15 protein-coding genes are annotated in these 13,751 nt (G+C 37.4%); all 15 read right to left on the bottom strand.

Going from position 1 to position 13,751, the window contains the following annotated elements:
• Nucleotides 1–139 precede the first annotated feature (139 nt).
• Nucleotides 140–640 carry an acetyl-CoA carboxylase biotin carboxyl carrier protein subunit gene (locus FFJ24_RS24230; protein WP_138819668.1) on the bottom strand — a complete coding sequence of 167 codons (501 nt, stop codon included), beginning with the start codon at nucleotides 638–640 and terminating at the stop codon, nucleotides 140–142.
• A 3-nt stretch (nucleotides 641–643) separates the two neighbouring features.
• Nucleotides 644–1,261 carry a DUF4159 domain-containing protein gene (locus FFJ24_RS24225; protein ID WP_138820798.1) on the bottom strand — a complete coding sequence of 206 codons (618 nt, stop codon included), beginning with the start codon at nucleotides 1,259–1,261 and terminating at the stop codon, nucleotides 644–646.
• A gap of 89 nt (nucleotides 1,262–1,350) precedes the next feature.
• Complete coding sequence (locus FFJ24_RS24220; protein ID WP_138819667.1) at nucleotides 1,351–2,055, bottom strand: 16S rRNA (uracil(1498)-N(3))-methyltransferase; 705 nt, start codon at nucleotides 2,053–2,055, stop codon at nucleotides 1,351–1,353.
• Between the two features lie 8 nt (nucleotides 2,056–2,063).
• Nucleotides 2,064–3,488 (bottom strand): hemolysin family protein, encoded by a 1,425-nt coding sequence (locus FFJ24_RS24215; RefSeq protein WP_138819666.1) that lies wholly within the window; start codon nucleotides 3,486–3,488, stop codon nucleotides 2,064–2,066.
• On the bottom strand, nucleotides 3,488–4,039 hold the full coding sequence (locus tag FFJ24_RS24210) for an inorganic diphosphatase (RefSeq protein ID WP_055908779.1): 552 nt from the start codon (nucleotides 4,037–4,039) through the stop codon (nucleotides 3,488–3,490). Before FFJ24_RS24210 ends, FFJ24_RS24215 begins: the two co-directional genes overlap by 1 nt.
• Before the next feature lie 2 nt (nucleotides 4,040–4,041).
• The gene (locus FFJ24_RS24205) at nucleotides 4,042–4,701 is read right to left on the bottom strand and encodes a DedA family protein (RefSeq protein WP_138819665.1); all 660 of its coding nucleotides are present in this window, start codon (nucleotides 4,699–4,701) and stop codon (nucleotides 4,042–4,044) included.
• A gap of 47 nt (nucleotides 4,702–4,748) precedes the next feature.
• Nucleotides 4,749–6,122 (bottom strand): NADH-quinone oxidoreductase subunit N, encoded by a 1,374-nt coding sequence (locus FFJ24_RS24200; RefSeq protein WP_138819664.1) that lies wholly within the window; start codon nucleotides 6,120–6,122, stop codon nucleotides 4,749–4,751.
• A 3-nt stretch (nucleotides 6,123–6,125) separates the two neighbouring features.
• Nucleotides 6,126–7,589, bottom strand: coding sequence for a NuoM family protein (locus FFJ24_RS24195; RefSeq protein ID WP_138819663.1), 1,464 nt, complete (start codon nucleotides 7,587–7,589; stop codon nucleotides 6,126–6,128).
• Between the two features lie 20 nt (nucleotides 7,590–7,609).
• The gene (nuoL, locus tag FFJ24_RS24190) at nucleotides 7,610–9,511 is read right to left on the bottom strand and encodes an NADH-quinone oxidoreductase subunit L (protein WP_371716932.1); all 1,902 of its coding nucleotides are present in this window, start codon (nucleotides 9,509–9,511) and stop codon (nucleotides 7,610–7,612) included.
• A 13-nt stretch (nucleotides 9,512–9,524) separates the two neighbouring features.
• The gene (gene nuoK / locus FFJ24_RS24185) at nucleotides 9,525–9,854 is read right to left on the bottom strand and encodes an NADH-quinone oxidoreductase subunit NuoK (RefSeq protein ID WP_055908793.1); all 330 of its coding nucleotides are present in this window, start codon (nucleotides 9,852–9,854) and stop codon (nucleotides 9,525–9,527) included.
• Complete coding sequence (locus FFJ24_RS24180) at nucleotides 9,854–10,357, bottom strand: NADH-quinone oxidoreductase subunit J (protein ID WP_138819662.1); 504 nt, start codon at nucleotides 10,355–10,357, stop codon at nucleotides 9,854–9,856. Before FFJ24_RS24180 ends, nuoK begins: the two co-directional genes overlap by 1 nt.
• A 162-nt stretch (nucleotides 10,358–10,519) precedes the next feature.
• Nucleotides 10,520–11,023 carry an NADH-quinone oxidoreductase subunit I gene (locus FFJ24_RS24175; RefSeq protein ID WP_025146332.1) on the bottom strand — a complete coding sequence of 168 codons (504 nt, stop codon included), beginning with the start codon at nucleotides 11,021–11,023 and terminating at the stop codon, nucleotides 10,520–10,522.
• A 2-nt stretch (nucleotides 11,024–11,025) separates the two neighbouring features.
• Nucleotides 11,026–12,063 (bottom strand): NADH-quinone oxidoreductase subunit NuoH, encoded by a 1,038-nt coding sequence (nuoH, locus tag FFJ24_RS24170; protein WP_138819661.1) that lies wholly within the window; start codon nucleotides 12,061–12,063, stop codon nucleotides 11,026–11,028.
• Nucleotides 12,063–13,073, bottom strand: coding sequence for a 2Fe-2S iron-sulfur cluster-binding protein (locus FFJ24_RS24165; RefSeq protein WP_025146330.1), 1,011 nt, complete (start codon nucleotides 13,071–13,073; stop codon nucleotides 12,063–12,065). Before FFJ24_RS24165 ends, nuoH begins: the two co-directional genes overlap by 1 nt.
• 66 nt (nucleotides 13,074–13,139) lie before the next feature.
• A complete protein-coding gene (locus FFJ24_RS24160; protein WP_138819660.1) occupies nucleotides 13,140–13,679 on the bottom strand; it encodes an ORF6N domain-containing protein in 540 nt (179 codons plus the stop codon).
• Between the last annotated feature and the right edge of the window lie 72 nt (nucleotides 13,680–13,751).

Below are 13,751 nucleotides of genomic sequence, written 5' to 3'. Positions count from 1 at the left end.
AGATTTAGCTTCACTGAGCACTACGTGGTTCTCGACTGCGTTGCACTCCGCTCGAAATGACGACCCTATGGAATGGATAGACTCAGTGATTAGAAACAAAACCTTAATGTCCTCAACTCCTTAATGGTTAAAAAAGCAACTACCTAAACTGAACCAAAATCTGGCTCTTCTCTACTTTATCTCCCTGTTTAATCAATATCTTTTTAACCACCCCATCCGTTGATGATTTTAAAATATTTTCCATTTTCATCGCTTCCAGCACCAAAAGGTTATCGCCTTTCCTTACTTCAGCGTTTTCTTCAATTAAAACCTTTAATACCAAACCAGGCATAGGTGCTTTAATTTCTAAAATTTTATTCGCCGCTAAATTATCCAGACCAAGTTGTTTTAATAAAACATCAAACTGATCTTCGATATTGATCTGATAAATATTGCCATTTACTTTTATTTTACAGATTTTTTCAGCTCTATTTATTTCAACAAGTTCTGTACTAAAAGACCTGTTTTGGTATAACACATGCATATTGTTATGTCCAAGCGTACTTAGATCGAGTTGAACCTGCTCTCCATTTACTAAAAAAGCTGAATCCTTATTCTCAACCTCAAATAAAAACTGATCGTTTACCTTTATTTTATACATAGCTTATTGAGTTAAAGCATACTGAACTAAATTAGCGCCCATTTTAAGTGCTTTTGTCCTCGTTTCCTGAGTATCTTCAGGATAAGTACCAAAATCTTCCCAACCGTTGCCCAAATCGCACTCGTAGGTGTAATAACAAACTACTCTTCCCTTGTAAATCAAAGCAAATCCCTGCGGACGTTTATTATCATGCTCGTGGATTTTTGGCAAGCCTCCAGGAAACTTAAACTTCTGATTATAGATTGCGTGGTTCGCTGGCAATTCAACAAAACTAAGCTCTGGAAATACTTTTTTCATTTGTGGCCTGATAAATTTATCTAAACCATAGTTATCGTCTATATGAAGAAATCCTCCGCCGGTAAGGTATTGCCTTAAATTTTTAATTTCCTGATCACTAAAAACGACGTTTCCATGGCCAGTCATATAAATAAAGGGAAAATTGAAAATCTCTTTTGAGCCTACTTCTACTATGCTTTCGTCAGCATAAAAATTAGTCTTCAGATTGGCATTGCAGTATGCAATTAAATTAGGTAAAGCTGTTCTGTCTGCATACCAATCGCCACCACCGCTGTATTTTAATTTGGCCATGCGGTAAGTAGGTGGAATGAAAGCGAAAAGCATAAAGCTTAAAACCGAAAGACCAAAGGAGAAAAATAAAAGCCTCGCCTTTTTTGAAAACTGAAAACTGGGAATTGAAAACTTCAAGCTTACTAACGGTTAAGGTAATTGATTTCAAAACAAACAGATAAAGCAGCAGTTTCTGTGCGTAATCTGTTATCACCTAAAGTTAATGCTTTAAAACCTTTGTTCAAAGCTAAATTAACTTCATCCGGCGTGAAATCTCCTTCGGGACCAATAAGAACTAAATATTTTTGATATGGAGCTACAAGTTTGGAAATATATTGTTTTTCTCCGTTATCGATACAATGTGCAATTAATTTATTGCCTTCAAATGGTTCTTTTAAAAAAGCATCAAAAGCAATGGCGTCATTTAATTTGGGGTGATAAGCTTTAATGGACTGTTTTACGGCAGAAGTGATTACTTTATTAAGACGGTCTTCTTTAACCACCCTACGTTCCGATCGATCGGTAATTATTGGAGTAATCTCATCAATGCCCAATTCTGTAGCTTTTTCTAAAAACCATTCGATACGGTCGATATTTTTAGTCGGTGCAACAGCAATGTGTAAGTAATGATTTCTTTTATGAAACTCCGTTTCTATTTTTAAAATGGTTAAAGAAACCTTTTTTGGATTATCGGAAGTGATTTCAGCAGTGTAAAAGCCACCTTTACCATCAACTAAATTAACAATTGAGCCGGTAGTAAGCCGAAGCACCCTAACGCAATGTTTGCTCTCTTCTTCGTTTAGTGTGTAAGTATTTTGGGTTATATCTGGTGTATAAAAAATATGCATAGTTGAAATTAATGATTATCAACCATATCTGCTTTATTGATTACCAATTCTAATTTAATGGTTTCTATGTTCTGTTCTGTCTTTTTAAGGATGGTAAACAGGTAACCATAAGATTCGTTGCTTTCGCCTACCTCGGGAATACGTTCAAAAACATGAGAAACCAATCCTCCAACCGTATCAAAATCTTCATCCTCCGGCAAATCATGAGGCAGATGTTCATTCACATCATATACTGTAGCAAAAGCATTTACGATAAACTCATTATCAGAAACCTTTTCTACCAGTGGTTTTTCTTCATCGTATTCATCCTGTATTTCTCCTACAAGCTCTTCTACAATGTCTTCTAAGGTAACCATACCCGCTGTACCACCAAACTCATCTAATACAATGGCAATCTGTATGCGATTACTTTGCAGTTCGCTCATCAGATCATTAATCTTTTTAGTTTCGGTAACGAAATATGGTTTTCTGATGATATCATTTAATGTCCAATGCTGGTTGCCTGCAGCAACTAGTGGTAAAATGTCTTTAGCATGAATAATCCCTACAATTTTATCCATGATCTCATCATAAACAGGTAAACGCGAATAACCTTCCTTAATAATGGTATCAATTACTTCCTCTTTAGGAGAAGTAAGCTCAATACCGGAAATTTTGGTTCTCGGCACCATGATATTCTTAACCACGCGCTCGTTAAAATCGAATACGTTTTTAATCAGTTCATGTTCATTATTGTCTAGTGCACCACTTTCCTTTCCCTGATCAAGCAGATATTGTAACTCTTCAGTACTGTGGATAGATTCATGCCCAGCAGAGGTATCAATACCAAATGGCTTAAGAATAATGGCTGCAAGACTATTTAGTGTCCAGATAAATGGCTTAAACACTACATAGAATAATTGAAGTGGGATGGAAACGAAAAGCGTTGTAGCTACAGGTCTTTGGATAGCGAACGATTTCGGAGCAAGCTCACCAAATACAATGTGCATAATGGTAATGAGCGAAAAAGCAACGATTGTAGATGCAGTATGGATTGAAGCATCGCTTAACCCCCATTGTAAGCTATCAAAAAGATTTTTAAAGATGGTATGCATAACGCCTTCACCTACCCAGCCAAGGCCAAGAGATGCAAGCGTTATACCTAGCTGTGTGGCGGCCAAATATCCGTCAAGGTTGTGAATAATGCCTTTGGCCATTTTGCCAACACGGCTGCCTGTTTTTGCCTTAATCTCGATTTGTGATGCGCGAACCTTTACAATTGCAAACTCTGCAGCAACAAAAAAACCATTAAGCAACACCAAAAATAATGCAAAGAATAATCGCCAGCCAACGGAACCTGTATCAGGTTCTTGTAAAGCAGCCAAAACTACGTTTGTGGGCAGGATTGCACTTAACTCAAAATTTAAAAACAAACATACCGTGGGTAAATCCATTAAGCCAATTCTCTAAATGTTGTGTTATAAAGTTCTATGCTTTCTTTTATTACTTTATGCGCATAGCGAACACCAAGTAAATGTTCGATAGTTACATTTTTATCTTCTAATGCTTTATAATCCTGAAAGAAACGAACAATCTCTTTCATTTGGTGTGGAGGTAACTCATCTAAATCGTTGATATAGTTTACCGACATATCGTGAGCAGCTACAGCAATGATTTTATCATCCTGTTCTCCATTATCAACCATATGCATCACACCAACTACTTTAGCTTCAATCAATGTCATTGGATAAACATCTACTGAACAAAGTACCAAAATATCTAATGGATCTTTATCGTCACAATAAGTTTGTGGAATAAAACCATAGTTTGCCGGATACATTACTGACGAAAAAAGAACCCTATCCAATTTAATCAGACCTGATTCTTTATCTATTTCGTATTTTGCTTTTGAACCTTTTGGAATTTCAATAATTGCATTTACAACCTCTGGAAGGTTTGAACCAGGAGATACGCTATGCCACGCGTGATGATCGTCTTTTGCCATTTTTAATTTAAATCTGTTTTATCCTCTTCAGGGCTACTCACTACTTTACCTTTTACAAAGGTAATTAATAATGGGATAGTTGTAATAAGGATAAAGCCAATAATAATATATAATAAATAATCGTTTATTTCTTTTTCAAATCTTCTGCCTAAAAAATAACCCAGCAAAGTTAAGGAACAGATCCAAAGTACTCCACCCAGGATATTATATAAAGCAAATTTTTTAAAGTCTAGTTTTACAACGCCTGCAAAAATCGGTGCAAAAGTTCTAACAATAGGTACAAATCTGCCCATTATTAATGCAAAGGCACCTTGTTTATGATAATACTCCTTTGCAGCTTTTAAATATCTCTTCTTAAAAAAGAAACTGTCTTTTCTGGTGTATAATACCGGGCCAGTTTTGCGCCCGAACCAATAGCCGGTAAAATTCCCGGAAATGGCCGCTACACATAAACCAGCTAAGAGAACCGCAATGTTCACATCAAGCTTGCCTGTTGCCACAAACATTCCCGCTAAAAACAATAAATAATCTCCGGGAAGAAAAAAACCAAAAAACAGGCCTGTTTCTGCATAGATAACAAATACGACTAGATAGAATCCGCCCTCCCTCAATAATTTTTCGGGGTCAAGTAGTTGATGCAGGTTATTCCAAAAATCGTGCATATTCAATTATTCGTAAAACTACAAATAATTATTAAACAACAGCATACCTATATCAGGTTTAAAATAATTGCAGGATAAATACCCAAAATAAGTGTGATTACTACTGATACCAACAATACAACTTTATATTGTAAAGGAGTAGAAAGCTCTGTTTCTGCTCCATCTTTAAACCAAATAGCCACAATTACTTTAAAATAATAATAAAAGCCTACCAGTGCGTTTAAAATAGCAAATGCAACCAGCAAAGTTTTATACTGGGTCATTACATTAAGGAACATCAGGTACTTTCCAATAAAACCCGCAGTTAATGGAATACCGGCTAAAGATAGCATGGCAATAGTAAGTGATAAAGCTACTAAAGGATTTTTCTTACCTAAACCATTAAAACTTTCGAAGCTATCGCTACCTGTTTTTTGTTTCACTAATATTAATACCGCAAAAGCGATAATTGATGCAAAGGTATAAGCCGCTGCATAAACCAACACATTGTTTCCAGAACTTTTGGTTAAAACAATTAATGAAAACAACAGGTAACCCGCGTGTGAGATACTGGAATAGGCCAGCATCCTTTTGAAGTTTTTTTGGAACAAGGCCGTTACGTTACCGATAAATAAGGTCAAACAAACGATAACCAATAGCGGGGCAACCCAAAAATCGTGAAGTGGGGCAAGTGAACCCGCAAATAATCTTAAAAAAGCAGCAAAACCAGCAGTTTTAACCACTGTACTCATAAAAGTAGTGATCAATGTTGGCGAACCTTCGTATACATCTGGTGTCCAGAAGTGAAAAGGCGCGGCACCAACTTTAAAGCAAAGACCAATCATCATCAAGATAACACCTGGATAAAATATCGGCGAAACCGAGGTGGTATGGTCAACCAGGTAAGCCTGGATCTTATCTAAATCGAATGAGCCTGTTGCACCATAAATCAAGGTAATACCGAACAACAAAAATCCTGTTGAAAAAGCACCCATTAAGAAATATTTTAAAGAAGCTTCATTAGAGGCAAAATCCTTTTTACGGATACCTGCCAAAATGTACAAACTCACCGACATGATTTCTAAGCCTACAAACAACATGGCCATATTTTTATACGACACCATCATGATCATTCCGGCAAGTGCGAAAAGAATGAGGGTATAATATTCAGCTATATTATCGCTTTTAGAATGGAAATAGTTCTGTGTTAATAAGAAGATTAAAAGTGTACCCACAATGCAAACACCTGAGAATGCGAGGGCAAAATTATCAGTCTGCATCATTCCGAAATGAACGGCATTGCCGTTCCATGCGCAGAAAGTAAATCCTAATGCAGTAAGTAAGCCAACAACGGTAAGTGGTAGTAATGCTTTATTTGCTTTAAACAAACCTGCATAAAGCACTATAAAAGCTGTTATACTAATGGTTATAATAATATTCATTGCTTAATTTACTGTGTTTAATTTTTGATTTACCTGTTCTAATAAATGTTGTACAGATGCCTCTGTTAAGTGCAAAATTGGTTTCGGATAAACTCCCAAAACAATAATTAATGCACATATAATATAAAGAACCAATTTTTCAGTTCCTTTAATATCAGTGAAAGTGATGGTTAAACTGTTGGTTTCGCCAAGCATTACATTCTGGTACATGCGCAACATATATACGGCACCAAAGATGATGGTTAAACCGGCGATTGCAGCTGCCCAGATGCCATAATTGTAAACACCCATCAGTAATAAAAATTCCCCAATAAATCCGTTTGTTCCCGGTAAAGCTACGGTACCTAAAACAATGATCAGAAAAGTAAGCGCCAGCTGTGGTGCTACTTTTGCTATCCCACCCAACTCTTCAATTTTATTGGTTTTAACACGAGAAAAGATGATATCTAAAACAAAAAATAAACCAACCACATTAATACCGTGGCTTAACATCTGTACCATCGCACCTTGCATACCTTGCTGGTTGAAAGCGAAGATACCAGCCGATATTAATCCAACGTGAGCGATGGATGAATAGGCGACTAAACGTTTAGCATCCTTTTGTGTAAAAGCAATCAGCGAAGCATAAACAATACCAATTATCGATAAAATAATAGCCACTTGGCCCCAATCGTGAATGCCTGCTGGTACAATTGGCAATAACCACCTGATGACACCATAAATACCCATTTTTAACATGATACCTGATAACAACATCGTTCCCTGTGCTGGCGCTGCTGTATAGGTATCGGGCTGCCAGGTGTGGAAAGGGAAAATCGGCATCTTAATGGCAAAAGCGATAAAGAAAGCCCAGAAAATCCATCCCTGTTGTGCACTATCTAAGTTTAAAGCATAAAATGCATGAATATCAAAATTGTGTGCCGGGTTTTGAAGATATAGATAGATAATACCCATCAACATAAATAGTGAACCTGCAATGGTGTACACAAAAAATTTCATATTGATGCGGATGCGGTCTTTCCCTCCCCAAACGGCACAAATAAAATAAATCGGGATTAATGCGGCTTCCCATCCAATATAAAACAGGAAAGCATCCAATGCTGTAAATACCAGTAATAAGCCACATTGCATGAACAAAATCAATGCATAAAATGCAGCAGGATTTTTATATTCATGGTTATAGCTCGATAAGATGATAACCGGTACCAGTAAGTTGGTAAGCAATACCACCAACAGGCTAATGCCATCAATGCCCGCATGGAAATTAATACCCAAATCAGCAATCCATGGCAGGTTAACCTCAAACTGGGTACTTGCATTTGGAATGAAATTACAGGCGATAACCAAAGCCAGCACCAAAGAAGCCACCGAAAATACGGTAGAAACGATTTTAGCCGACTTACCAGCAAGTGCAGTGATCATTGCACCTACAAGCGGAAGAAATATAAGTAGTAAAAGTTGTTCCATTATTTAATTTTGAACCCTTTTTATATGTAATAAAATGTATATGCAAGCAATGCGATGATACCAAATACCATCATAAATATATAGAAACCTACGTTTCCACTCTGTAACAAACGTACACCTTTACTGGCTTCGTTGGTGCTCCATCCTAATCCGTTCACAATTCCATCAATCAATTTATTATCGACAATCCTATAGAAGAATTTCGATAATGCATCCAAAGGTTTTGTGATGATGAAATCATAAATTTCATCAAGGTAGAATTTATGATATGATAATTTTGCCAATGGTGAACGCGGTGCTTCATCAGCAACAGGAACGCGTGCTCCCTTTACATACCTGGTGTAAGCATATAATAAAGCTATAACAGCCGCTGCTACCGAAACACCCATTAACGAATATTCAGTTGAGTGACTTAATTCCAACTCATGCTGTGCAACACCTGCTCCTGATAACCAATGTGCCAACCACTCGTTACCACCAAAAACGTGAGGCCAGTTGATTACTCCACCAATTGCTGCAAGAACAGCTAAAATGATTAAAGGGAAAGTCATCGCTGTAGGAGATTCGTGTACATGGCTTTCTTCATGGTGTGTTCCACGATATTTACCAGAGAAAGTTAAAAACATCATTCTGAACATGTAAAATGCGGTCAAGAATGCAGTCAATACCCCCACTCCCCATAAAATTGGACTAGCCTGGAAAGCATGTGCTAAAATTTCATCCTTAGAGAAGAAACCAGAGAACGGTGGTAAACCTGAAATAGCAATGGTCCCGATCAACATGGTTAAAAAAGTAACCGGAAGTTTTTTTCTCAATCCGCCCATCTGGCGCATATCTTGCTCATGATGCATGGCATGTATAACCGACCCTGCTCCCAGGAACAATAATGCTTTAAAGAATGCGTGAGTTAATACATGGAAAAATGAACCTGTATAAGCACCAACGCCAAGCCCTAAAAACATATATCCCAGTTGAGACACGGTGGAGTAAGCCAATACTTTTTTGATATCTGTTTGTGTTAAGGCAATAATTGCAGCTACTAAAGCAGTCGCTGCACCTACAATGGCAATAATGTGCTGGGTAAGTGGTGCCAAATCAAACAATACGCTAGAACGCGCAATCATATAAATACCAGCGGTAACCATGGTTGCTGCGTGGATTAAAGCTGAAACTGGTGTTGGTCCGGCCATCGCATCAGGTAACCAGGTAAACAATGGTAATTGTGCCGATTTACCGCAGGCACCGATAAACAATAAAATGGTGATTAAAACCAAAGTATCATTACCTGGCAACATATTAGCTGCCTGAGGGAAAACTTTAGCAAATTCTACACTGCCAAAAGTGTTGAAAATTAAGAATATACCTAATAAAAAACCTAAATCACCGATGCGGTTCATCACGAAAGCTTTTTTTGCTGCCGATGCATAAGCATTATTGGTATACCAGAATCCGATTAACAGGTATGAGCATAAACCAACGCCTTCCCAACCGATAAACATCACGATATAGTTTGAACCCAATACCAATAAAAGCATGAAGAACACAAACAGATTTAGGTAAGCGAAAAACTTACCAAAACCAGCATCATCGTGCATATAGCTGGTAGAATACAGGTGGATCAGGAAACTGATCCCGGTAATGATCAAAAGCATGATTGAGCTTAAAGGATCAACCAGGAAAGATAAAGGAATGTGCAATGCACCTGCAGTAATCCAATCGAATAAAAATACTTCGTGAGCTTTTTGTGTATCGCCTTGTAAACTAAAGAAAATAACTACGCTGATGATAAAGGATGCCAGGATTACTCCGCTTCCAATGATGCCAACTAGTCCTTTAGATAAAGAGTTTCTGCCTAGTCCGTTAATTACAAATCCTAAAAAAGGAAGTAAAGGAACCAACCAAATCAATTGTTCTATTGTCATTCTTATTATATATTTACCACTTAAGGCGATTTAAAACATTAATATCTATCGATTTCGTATTGCGGTAAACCATTACGATAATAGCTAAACCAACTGCAACCTCTGCTGCTGCCAAAGCCATAATGAAGAATACGAAAACCTGTCCTGATGGATCGTTACTGTGAACCGAAAACGCAGTTAAAAGTAAGTTAACTGCATTAAGCATCAGCTCAACCGACATAAAGATTACGATGGCATTTCTGCGGGTAAGTACACCGATTACGCCGATAGAGAAAATAATGGCACTTAAATAGATGTAGTGATTTAGCGGAACGCCCTGAAGTTGTGATGTTAAATTTTCCATTATGCTTCTACCTCATCTCTTTTAGATAATAAAACGGCTCCAACCATTGCTGCCAACAGTAATAGAGATGATAATTCGAATGGTAATAAAAATGGGCCAAAAAGCTCCTTACCTAAATTTTCTACCAATCCCAATCCCGGGTTTTTCAAGATCAACGGGCTTGTAATACTAGCTGATTTTAAAGAACCGATTAAGGTTATCACCAAACAGCCTCCGGCAATTACGCCTACGATTTTGATCAATGGAGATTTACTTGGTTCGGTTTCTTTGTTCAGGTTAAGCAACATCAGTACAAAAAGGAAGAGTACCATTATTGCGCCCATGTAAACAATAAAGTTTACCACCGCTAAAAACTGTGCGTTTAACAACACATAGTGAACAGTGAAGGTAAAAAAGGTAAGGATTAAGTACAATACACTGTGGATCGGATTTTTTGCAAAAATCACCAGCAGCGAAAAGATGATACTTAATGTGGCTACGAAATAGAATACTTGTGTACTCATTAATTAATTGTTTATTTATTTGTTTTCTGTACCATCATTATCGTGGTACTGTTATCCCATTTTATTGGGGGTGCAATTTTATTATGCTTTCTTCATCCTGAATTTATTTCAGGATCTGGTTTGATAGATACTGAACGAGTTCAGCATGATGATTCTATCTAATTATTTTTTCATTTCCAATGGAGCCTCTACCAACTTGTCTTTCCCGTAAATGAAATCCTTACGTAAATAGTCAGCAGGTACAATCGGCCCATCTAAATAAATCGCCTCTTTAGGGCAAGCTTCTTCACATAATCCACAGAAAATGCAGCGTAACATATTGATTTCGTAAGTTGCTGCATATTTTTCTTCGCGATATAAATCTTTCTCTTCCGGCTTGCGCTCTGCAGCGATCATAGTAATGGCTTCAGCAGGACAAGATAAAGCACATAAACCACATGCAGTACAGCGTTCTTTACCATTCTCATCGCGTTTTAGCGAGTGCATCCCTCTGAAGTTGGTCGAGAATTCGCGTTCCACTTCAGGATATCTTATTGTAGCCTCTTTTTTAAATAAGTGACTGATGGTAATGCCCATACCCTTGGCAATTGCCGGCAGGTACATTCGCTCCATAAAGCTCAACGGCTTTTGTTCCAGTACTTTTTTCTTATTACTTAATGATTCCATAATTAAAACTTCTCAATAATAGCAATCACAACACCTGTTATTATAATATTGGCAATCGCCAAAGGTATTAAACCTTTCCAACCTAAATTCATCAATTGATCATAACGGAAACGAGGGATTGTCCAACGTACCCACATAAAGAAAAAGATGAACATTACAATTTTTCCGAAGAAAACAGCCGTACCAATAAGTGGAGCCCAGGTTGGACCTAAATGTGCAGCAACGTAATCCATTCCAGGATAGTTATAACCGCCCCAATATAAGGCTGCCATTACTGCCGATGATACGAACATGTTGATATATTCTGCAAAAAGGTAAAAACCTAATTTCATTGATGAATATTCGGTATGATAACCACCGATCAACTCGGTTTCACATTCAGGTAGGTCGAAAGGTGCACGGTTGGTTTCTGCAAAAGAGCAAACCATAAAGATTAAAAATCCAAGCGGCTGATACCAAACATTCCAGTTTAATCCATGCTGTTGACCAACAATTTCTTTTAAGCTTAAGGTATTTGTCATTAAAAGCAAAGCGATAATCGATAATCCCATTGCAATTTCATAACTGATGTTTTGCGAAGCTGCGCGGATAGCACTCAACAAAGAATATTTGTTATTTGAGGCCCACCCACCAATCATTACACCATAAACACCTAAAGATACCACACCGAAAATGTATAAAACACCAACATTGATATCTGAAACCTGTAAGGAAATAGTTTTGCCAGCGATTAAAACAGGGCTACCCCATGGAATAACGGCTGTACCGATACAGGCACAAAGCAAAGCTAAACCCGGACCGGCGATAAATAAAAACCTGCTTGATGTTGTCGGAATAATTTCCTCTTTCATAAACATTTTGATACCATCGGCCAAAGGCTGTAAAATACCAAAGGGACCAGCTCTATCCGGTCCTAAACGATCTTGTAAATACGCAGCAACCTTACGTTCTGCATAAGTAGAATACATGGCAATAACTAAACTGATGCCGAAAATTACAGCTACCAGGATAAATTTTTCTATAACAAAAGCGCTATCCATTAGTATTTAACTGTTTTATGTAATTCAATTTCATTTGCAGCCTGTAAAGCCTCATTTGGCTGAATTACGTGCAAAGGTTTTAATGTTTCGTAGTGGTTTGATGCAATTACCGAAGTATCATCAATATGAGTTGGGTGTTCGATCACCCAATCAGCAGTTGCTTTTTTATCAAAGCGGCAAGTATTACAGATAAACTCTTCTACTTCACCAAACTGGTCTTTACGGGCCGTAACACGTAAAACATCTGCTCCCTTGTACCAAAGGGTTACTTTACCATTGCATTTTTCGTGATCGCAATCCCGGTGTGCATCAACTGGTTTGGTAAACCAAACACGGTTTTTAAAACGGAAAGTTTTATCGGTTAAAGCCCCAACAGGACAAACATCAATTACGTTTCCTGAGAAATCGTTATCAACAGCTTGTTGGATATAAGTAGAAATTTCAGAATGATCGCCACGGTTTAGGATACCATGAACACGTTTATTAGTAATCTGATCTGCAGTAAAAACACAACGGTAACACAAGATACAACGGTTCATGTGCAACTGAATCTTATCGCCTATATCGATACGTTCAAAAGTACGGCGTTCAAACTCATAACGTGTTTTTTGCAAACCGTGTTCATAACCTAAATTCTGAAGATCACATTCACCTGCCTGATCACAAACAGGGCAGTCTAAGGGATGGTTAATCAACAAAATTTCCACAACTCCAGCACGTGCTTCCAAAACTTCTGGAGAAGTAATATTAAGCACTTCCATTCCGTCCATTACCGTTGTACGGCAAGAAGCCACCAACTTTGGCATAGGGCGAGGATCTTTTTCCGAACCTTTAGTCACCTTTACAATACAGGTACGGCATTTACCGCCACTGCCTTGCAACTTAGAATAATAGCACATTGCTGGCGGAACAATATCTCCTCCGATCTGCCTTGCAGCATTCAGAATGGTTGTTCCGTTATCAACCTCTACTGTTATCCCATCTATCGTAACCTTAACTTTTTCACTCATGGTTAATGATATTCTTTTTATTTCTTTATCTCGCCCTGGTTCGTGTCTCTACGAACCAATTTTATATTATTTCCCTTTCGGGATCTTATAACCAATTTCTTTTCTTGGCTTTTCTTTCTGTTCTAGTAACTCATCAAAATACCTGAATATGACTTCAATATTTTTATCTTGATTATCTACCTTCTTTTTTATTTTTTCTACTTCTAATCTTATTTCTGTATTGCTTAAAACCATCGTTCTAAGCTGTACAAAAACATCAATAATTTTAATACTTACTTCTACCGCCTGTTTACTTTTTAAAACGTTCGATAGTTGCAAAATACCATGCTCGCTAAATGCAAACGGAAGATACTTTGAGTGTTGTCCGTGTCTTAAGGTCGCAAATTGCGACCTTAAGACTTCATTTTCTTCTTTTGTTAATTCGAACATAAAATGTTCAGGGAACCTTTCTATGTTTCTTCGAACCTGTTCTTTTAATCGCTTAGTATCAACACCAAAGAGTTCTGCCAAATCAGAATCTAACATCACCTTAACTCCTCTAAAAAGATATATTTTATTAACTATTACTTCGTTGGGGATGATCGCTGGTGATATTTCTTCTTTCATTTACATATTCATTGCCTTAAGTTCCTTTTCTAAGATCGCAAATTGCGGCTTTAGAATTTTAGTATCACAAAC

The sequence above is a fragment of the Pedobacter sp. KBS0701 genome (genome assembly GCF_005938645.2).
Lineage (GTDB): Bacteria > Bacteroidota > Bacteroidia > Sphingobacteriales > Sphingobacteriaceae > Pedobacter.
Note: the sequence above shows the minus strand (reverse complement) of the source record. Positions and strands in the feature narration are given on the sequence as shown.

Coding starts and splice junctions, on each gene's coding strand:
- FFJ24_RS24220 (WP_138819667.1), bottom strand. CDS start 2,055: ATGCATATTTTTTATACACCAGATATAACCCAAAATACTTACACACTA.
- FFJ24_RS24180 (WP_138819662.1), bottom strand. CDS start 10,357: ATGAGTACACAAGTATTCTATTTCGTAGCCACATTAAGTATCATCTTT.
- nuoH (WP_138819661.1), bottom strand. CDS start 12,063: ATGGATAGCGCTTTTGTTATAGAAAAATTTATCCTGGTAGCTGTAATT.
- FFJ24_RS24200 (WP_138819664.1), bottom strand. CDS start 6,122: ATGAATATTATTATAACCATTAGTATAACAGCTTTTATAGTGCTTTAT.
- FFJ24_RS24160 (WP_138819660.1), bottom strand. CDS start 13,679: ATGAAAGAAGAAATATCACCAGCGATCATCCCCAACGAAGTAATAGTT.
- FFJ24_RS24175 (WP_025146332.1), bottom strand. CDS start 11,023: ATGGAATCATTAAGTAATAAGAAAAAAGTACTGGAACAAAAGCCGTTG.
- FFJ24_RS24210 (WP_055908779.1), bottom strand. CDS start 4,039: ATGGCAAAAGACGATCATCACGCGTGGCATAGCGTATCTCCTGGTTCA.
- FFJ24_RS24205 (WP_138819665.1), bottom strand. CDS start 4,701: ATGCACGATTTTTGGAATAACCTGCATCAACTACTTGACCCCGAAAAA.
- nuoK (WP_055908793.1), bottom strand. CDS start 9,854: ATGGAAAATTTAACATCACAACTTCAGGGCGTTCCGCTAAATCACTAC.
- FFJ24_RS24225 (WP_138820798.1), bottom strand. CDS start 1,261: ATGCTTTTCGCTTTCATTCCACCTACTTACCGCATGGCCAAATTAAAA.
- nuoL (WP_371716932.1), bottom strand. CDS start 9,511: ATGACAATAGAACAATTGATTTGGTTGGTTCCTTTACTTCCTTTTTTA.
- FFJ24_RS24165 (WP_025146330.1), bottom strand. CDS start 13,073: ATGAGTGAAAAAGTTAAGGTTACGATAGATGGGATAACAGTAGAGGTT.
- FFJ24_RS24230 (WP_138819668.1), bottom strand. CDS start 640: ATGTATAAAATAAAGGTAAACGATCAGTTTTTATTTGAGGTTGAGAAT.
- FFJ24_RS24195 (WP_138819663.1), bottom strand. CDS start 7,589: ATGGAACAACTTTTACTACTTATATTTCTTCCGCTTGTAGGTGCAATG.
- FFJ24_RS24215 (WP_138819666.1), bottom strand. CDS start 3,488: ATGGATTTACCCACGGTATGTTTGTTTTTAAATTTTGAGTTAAGTGCA.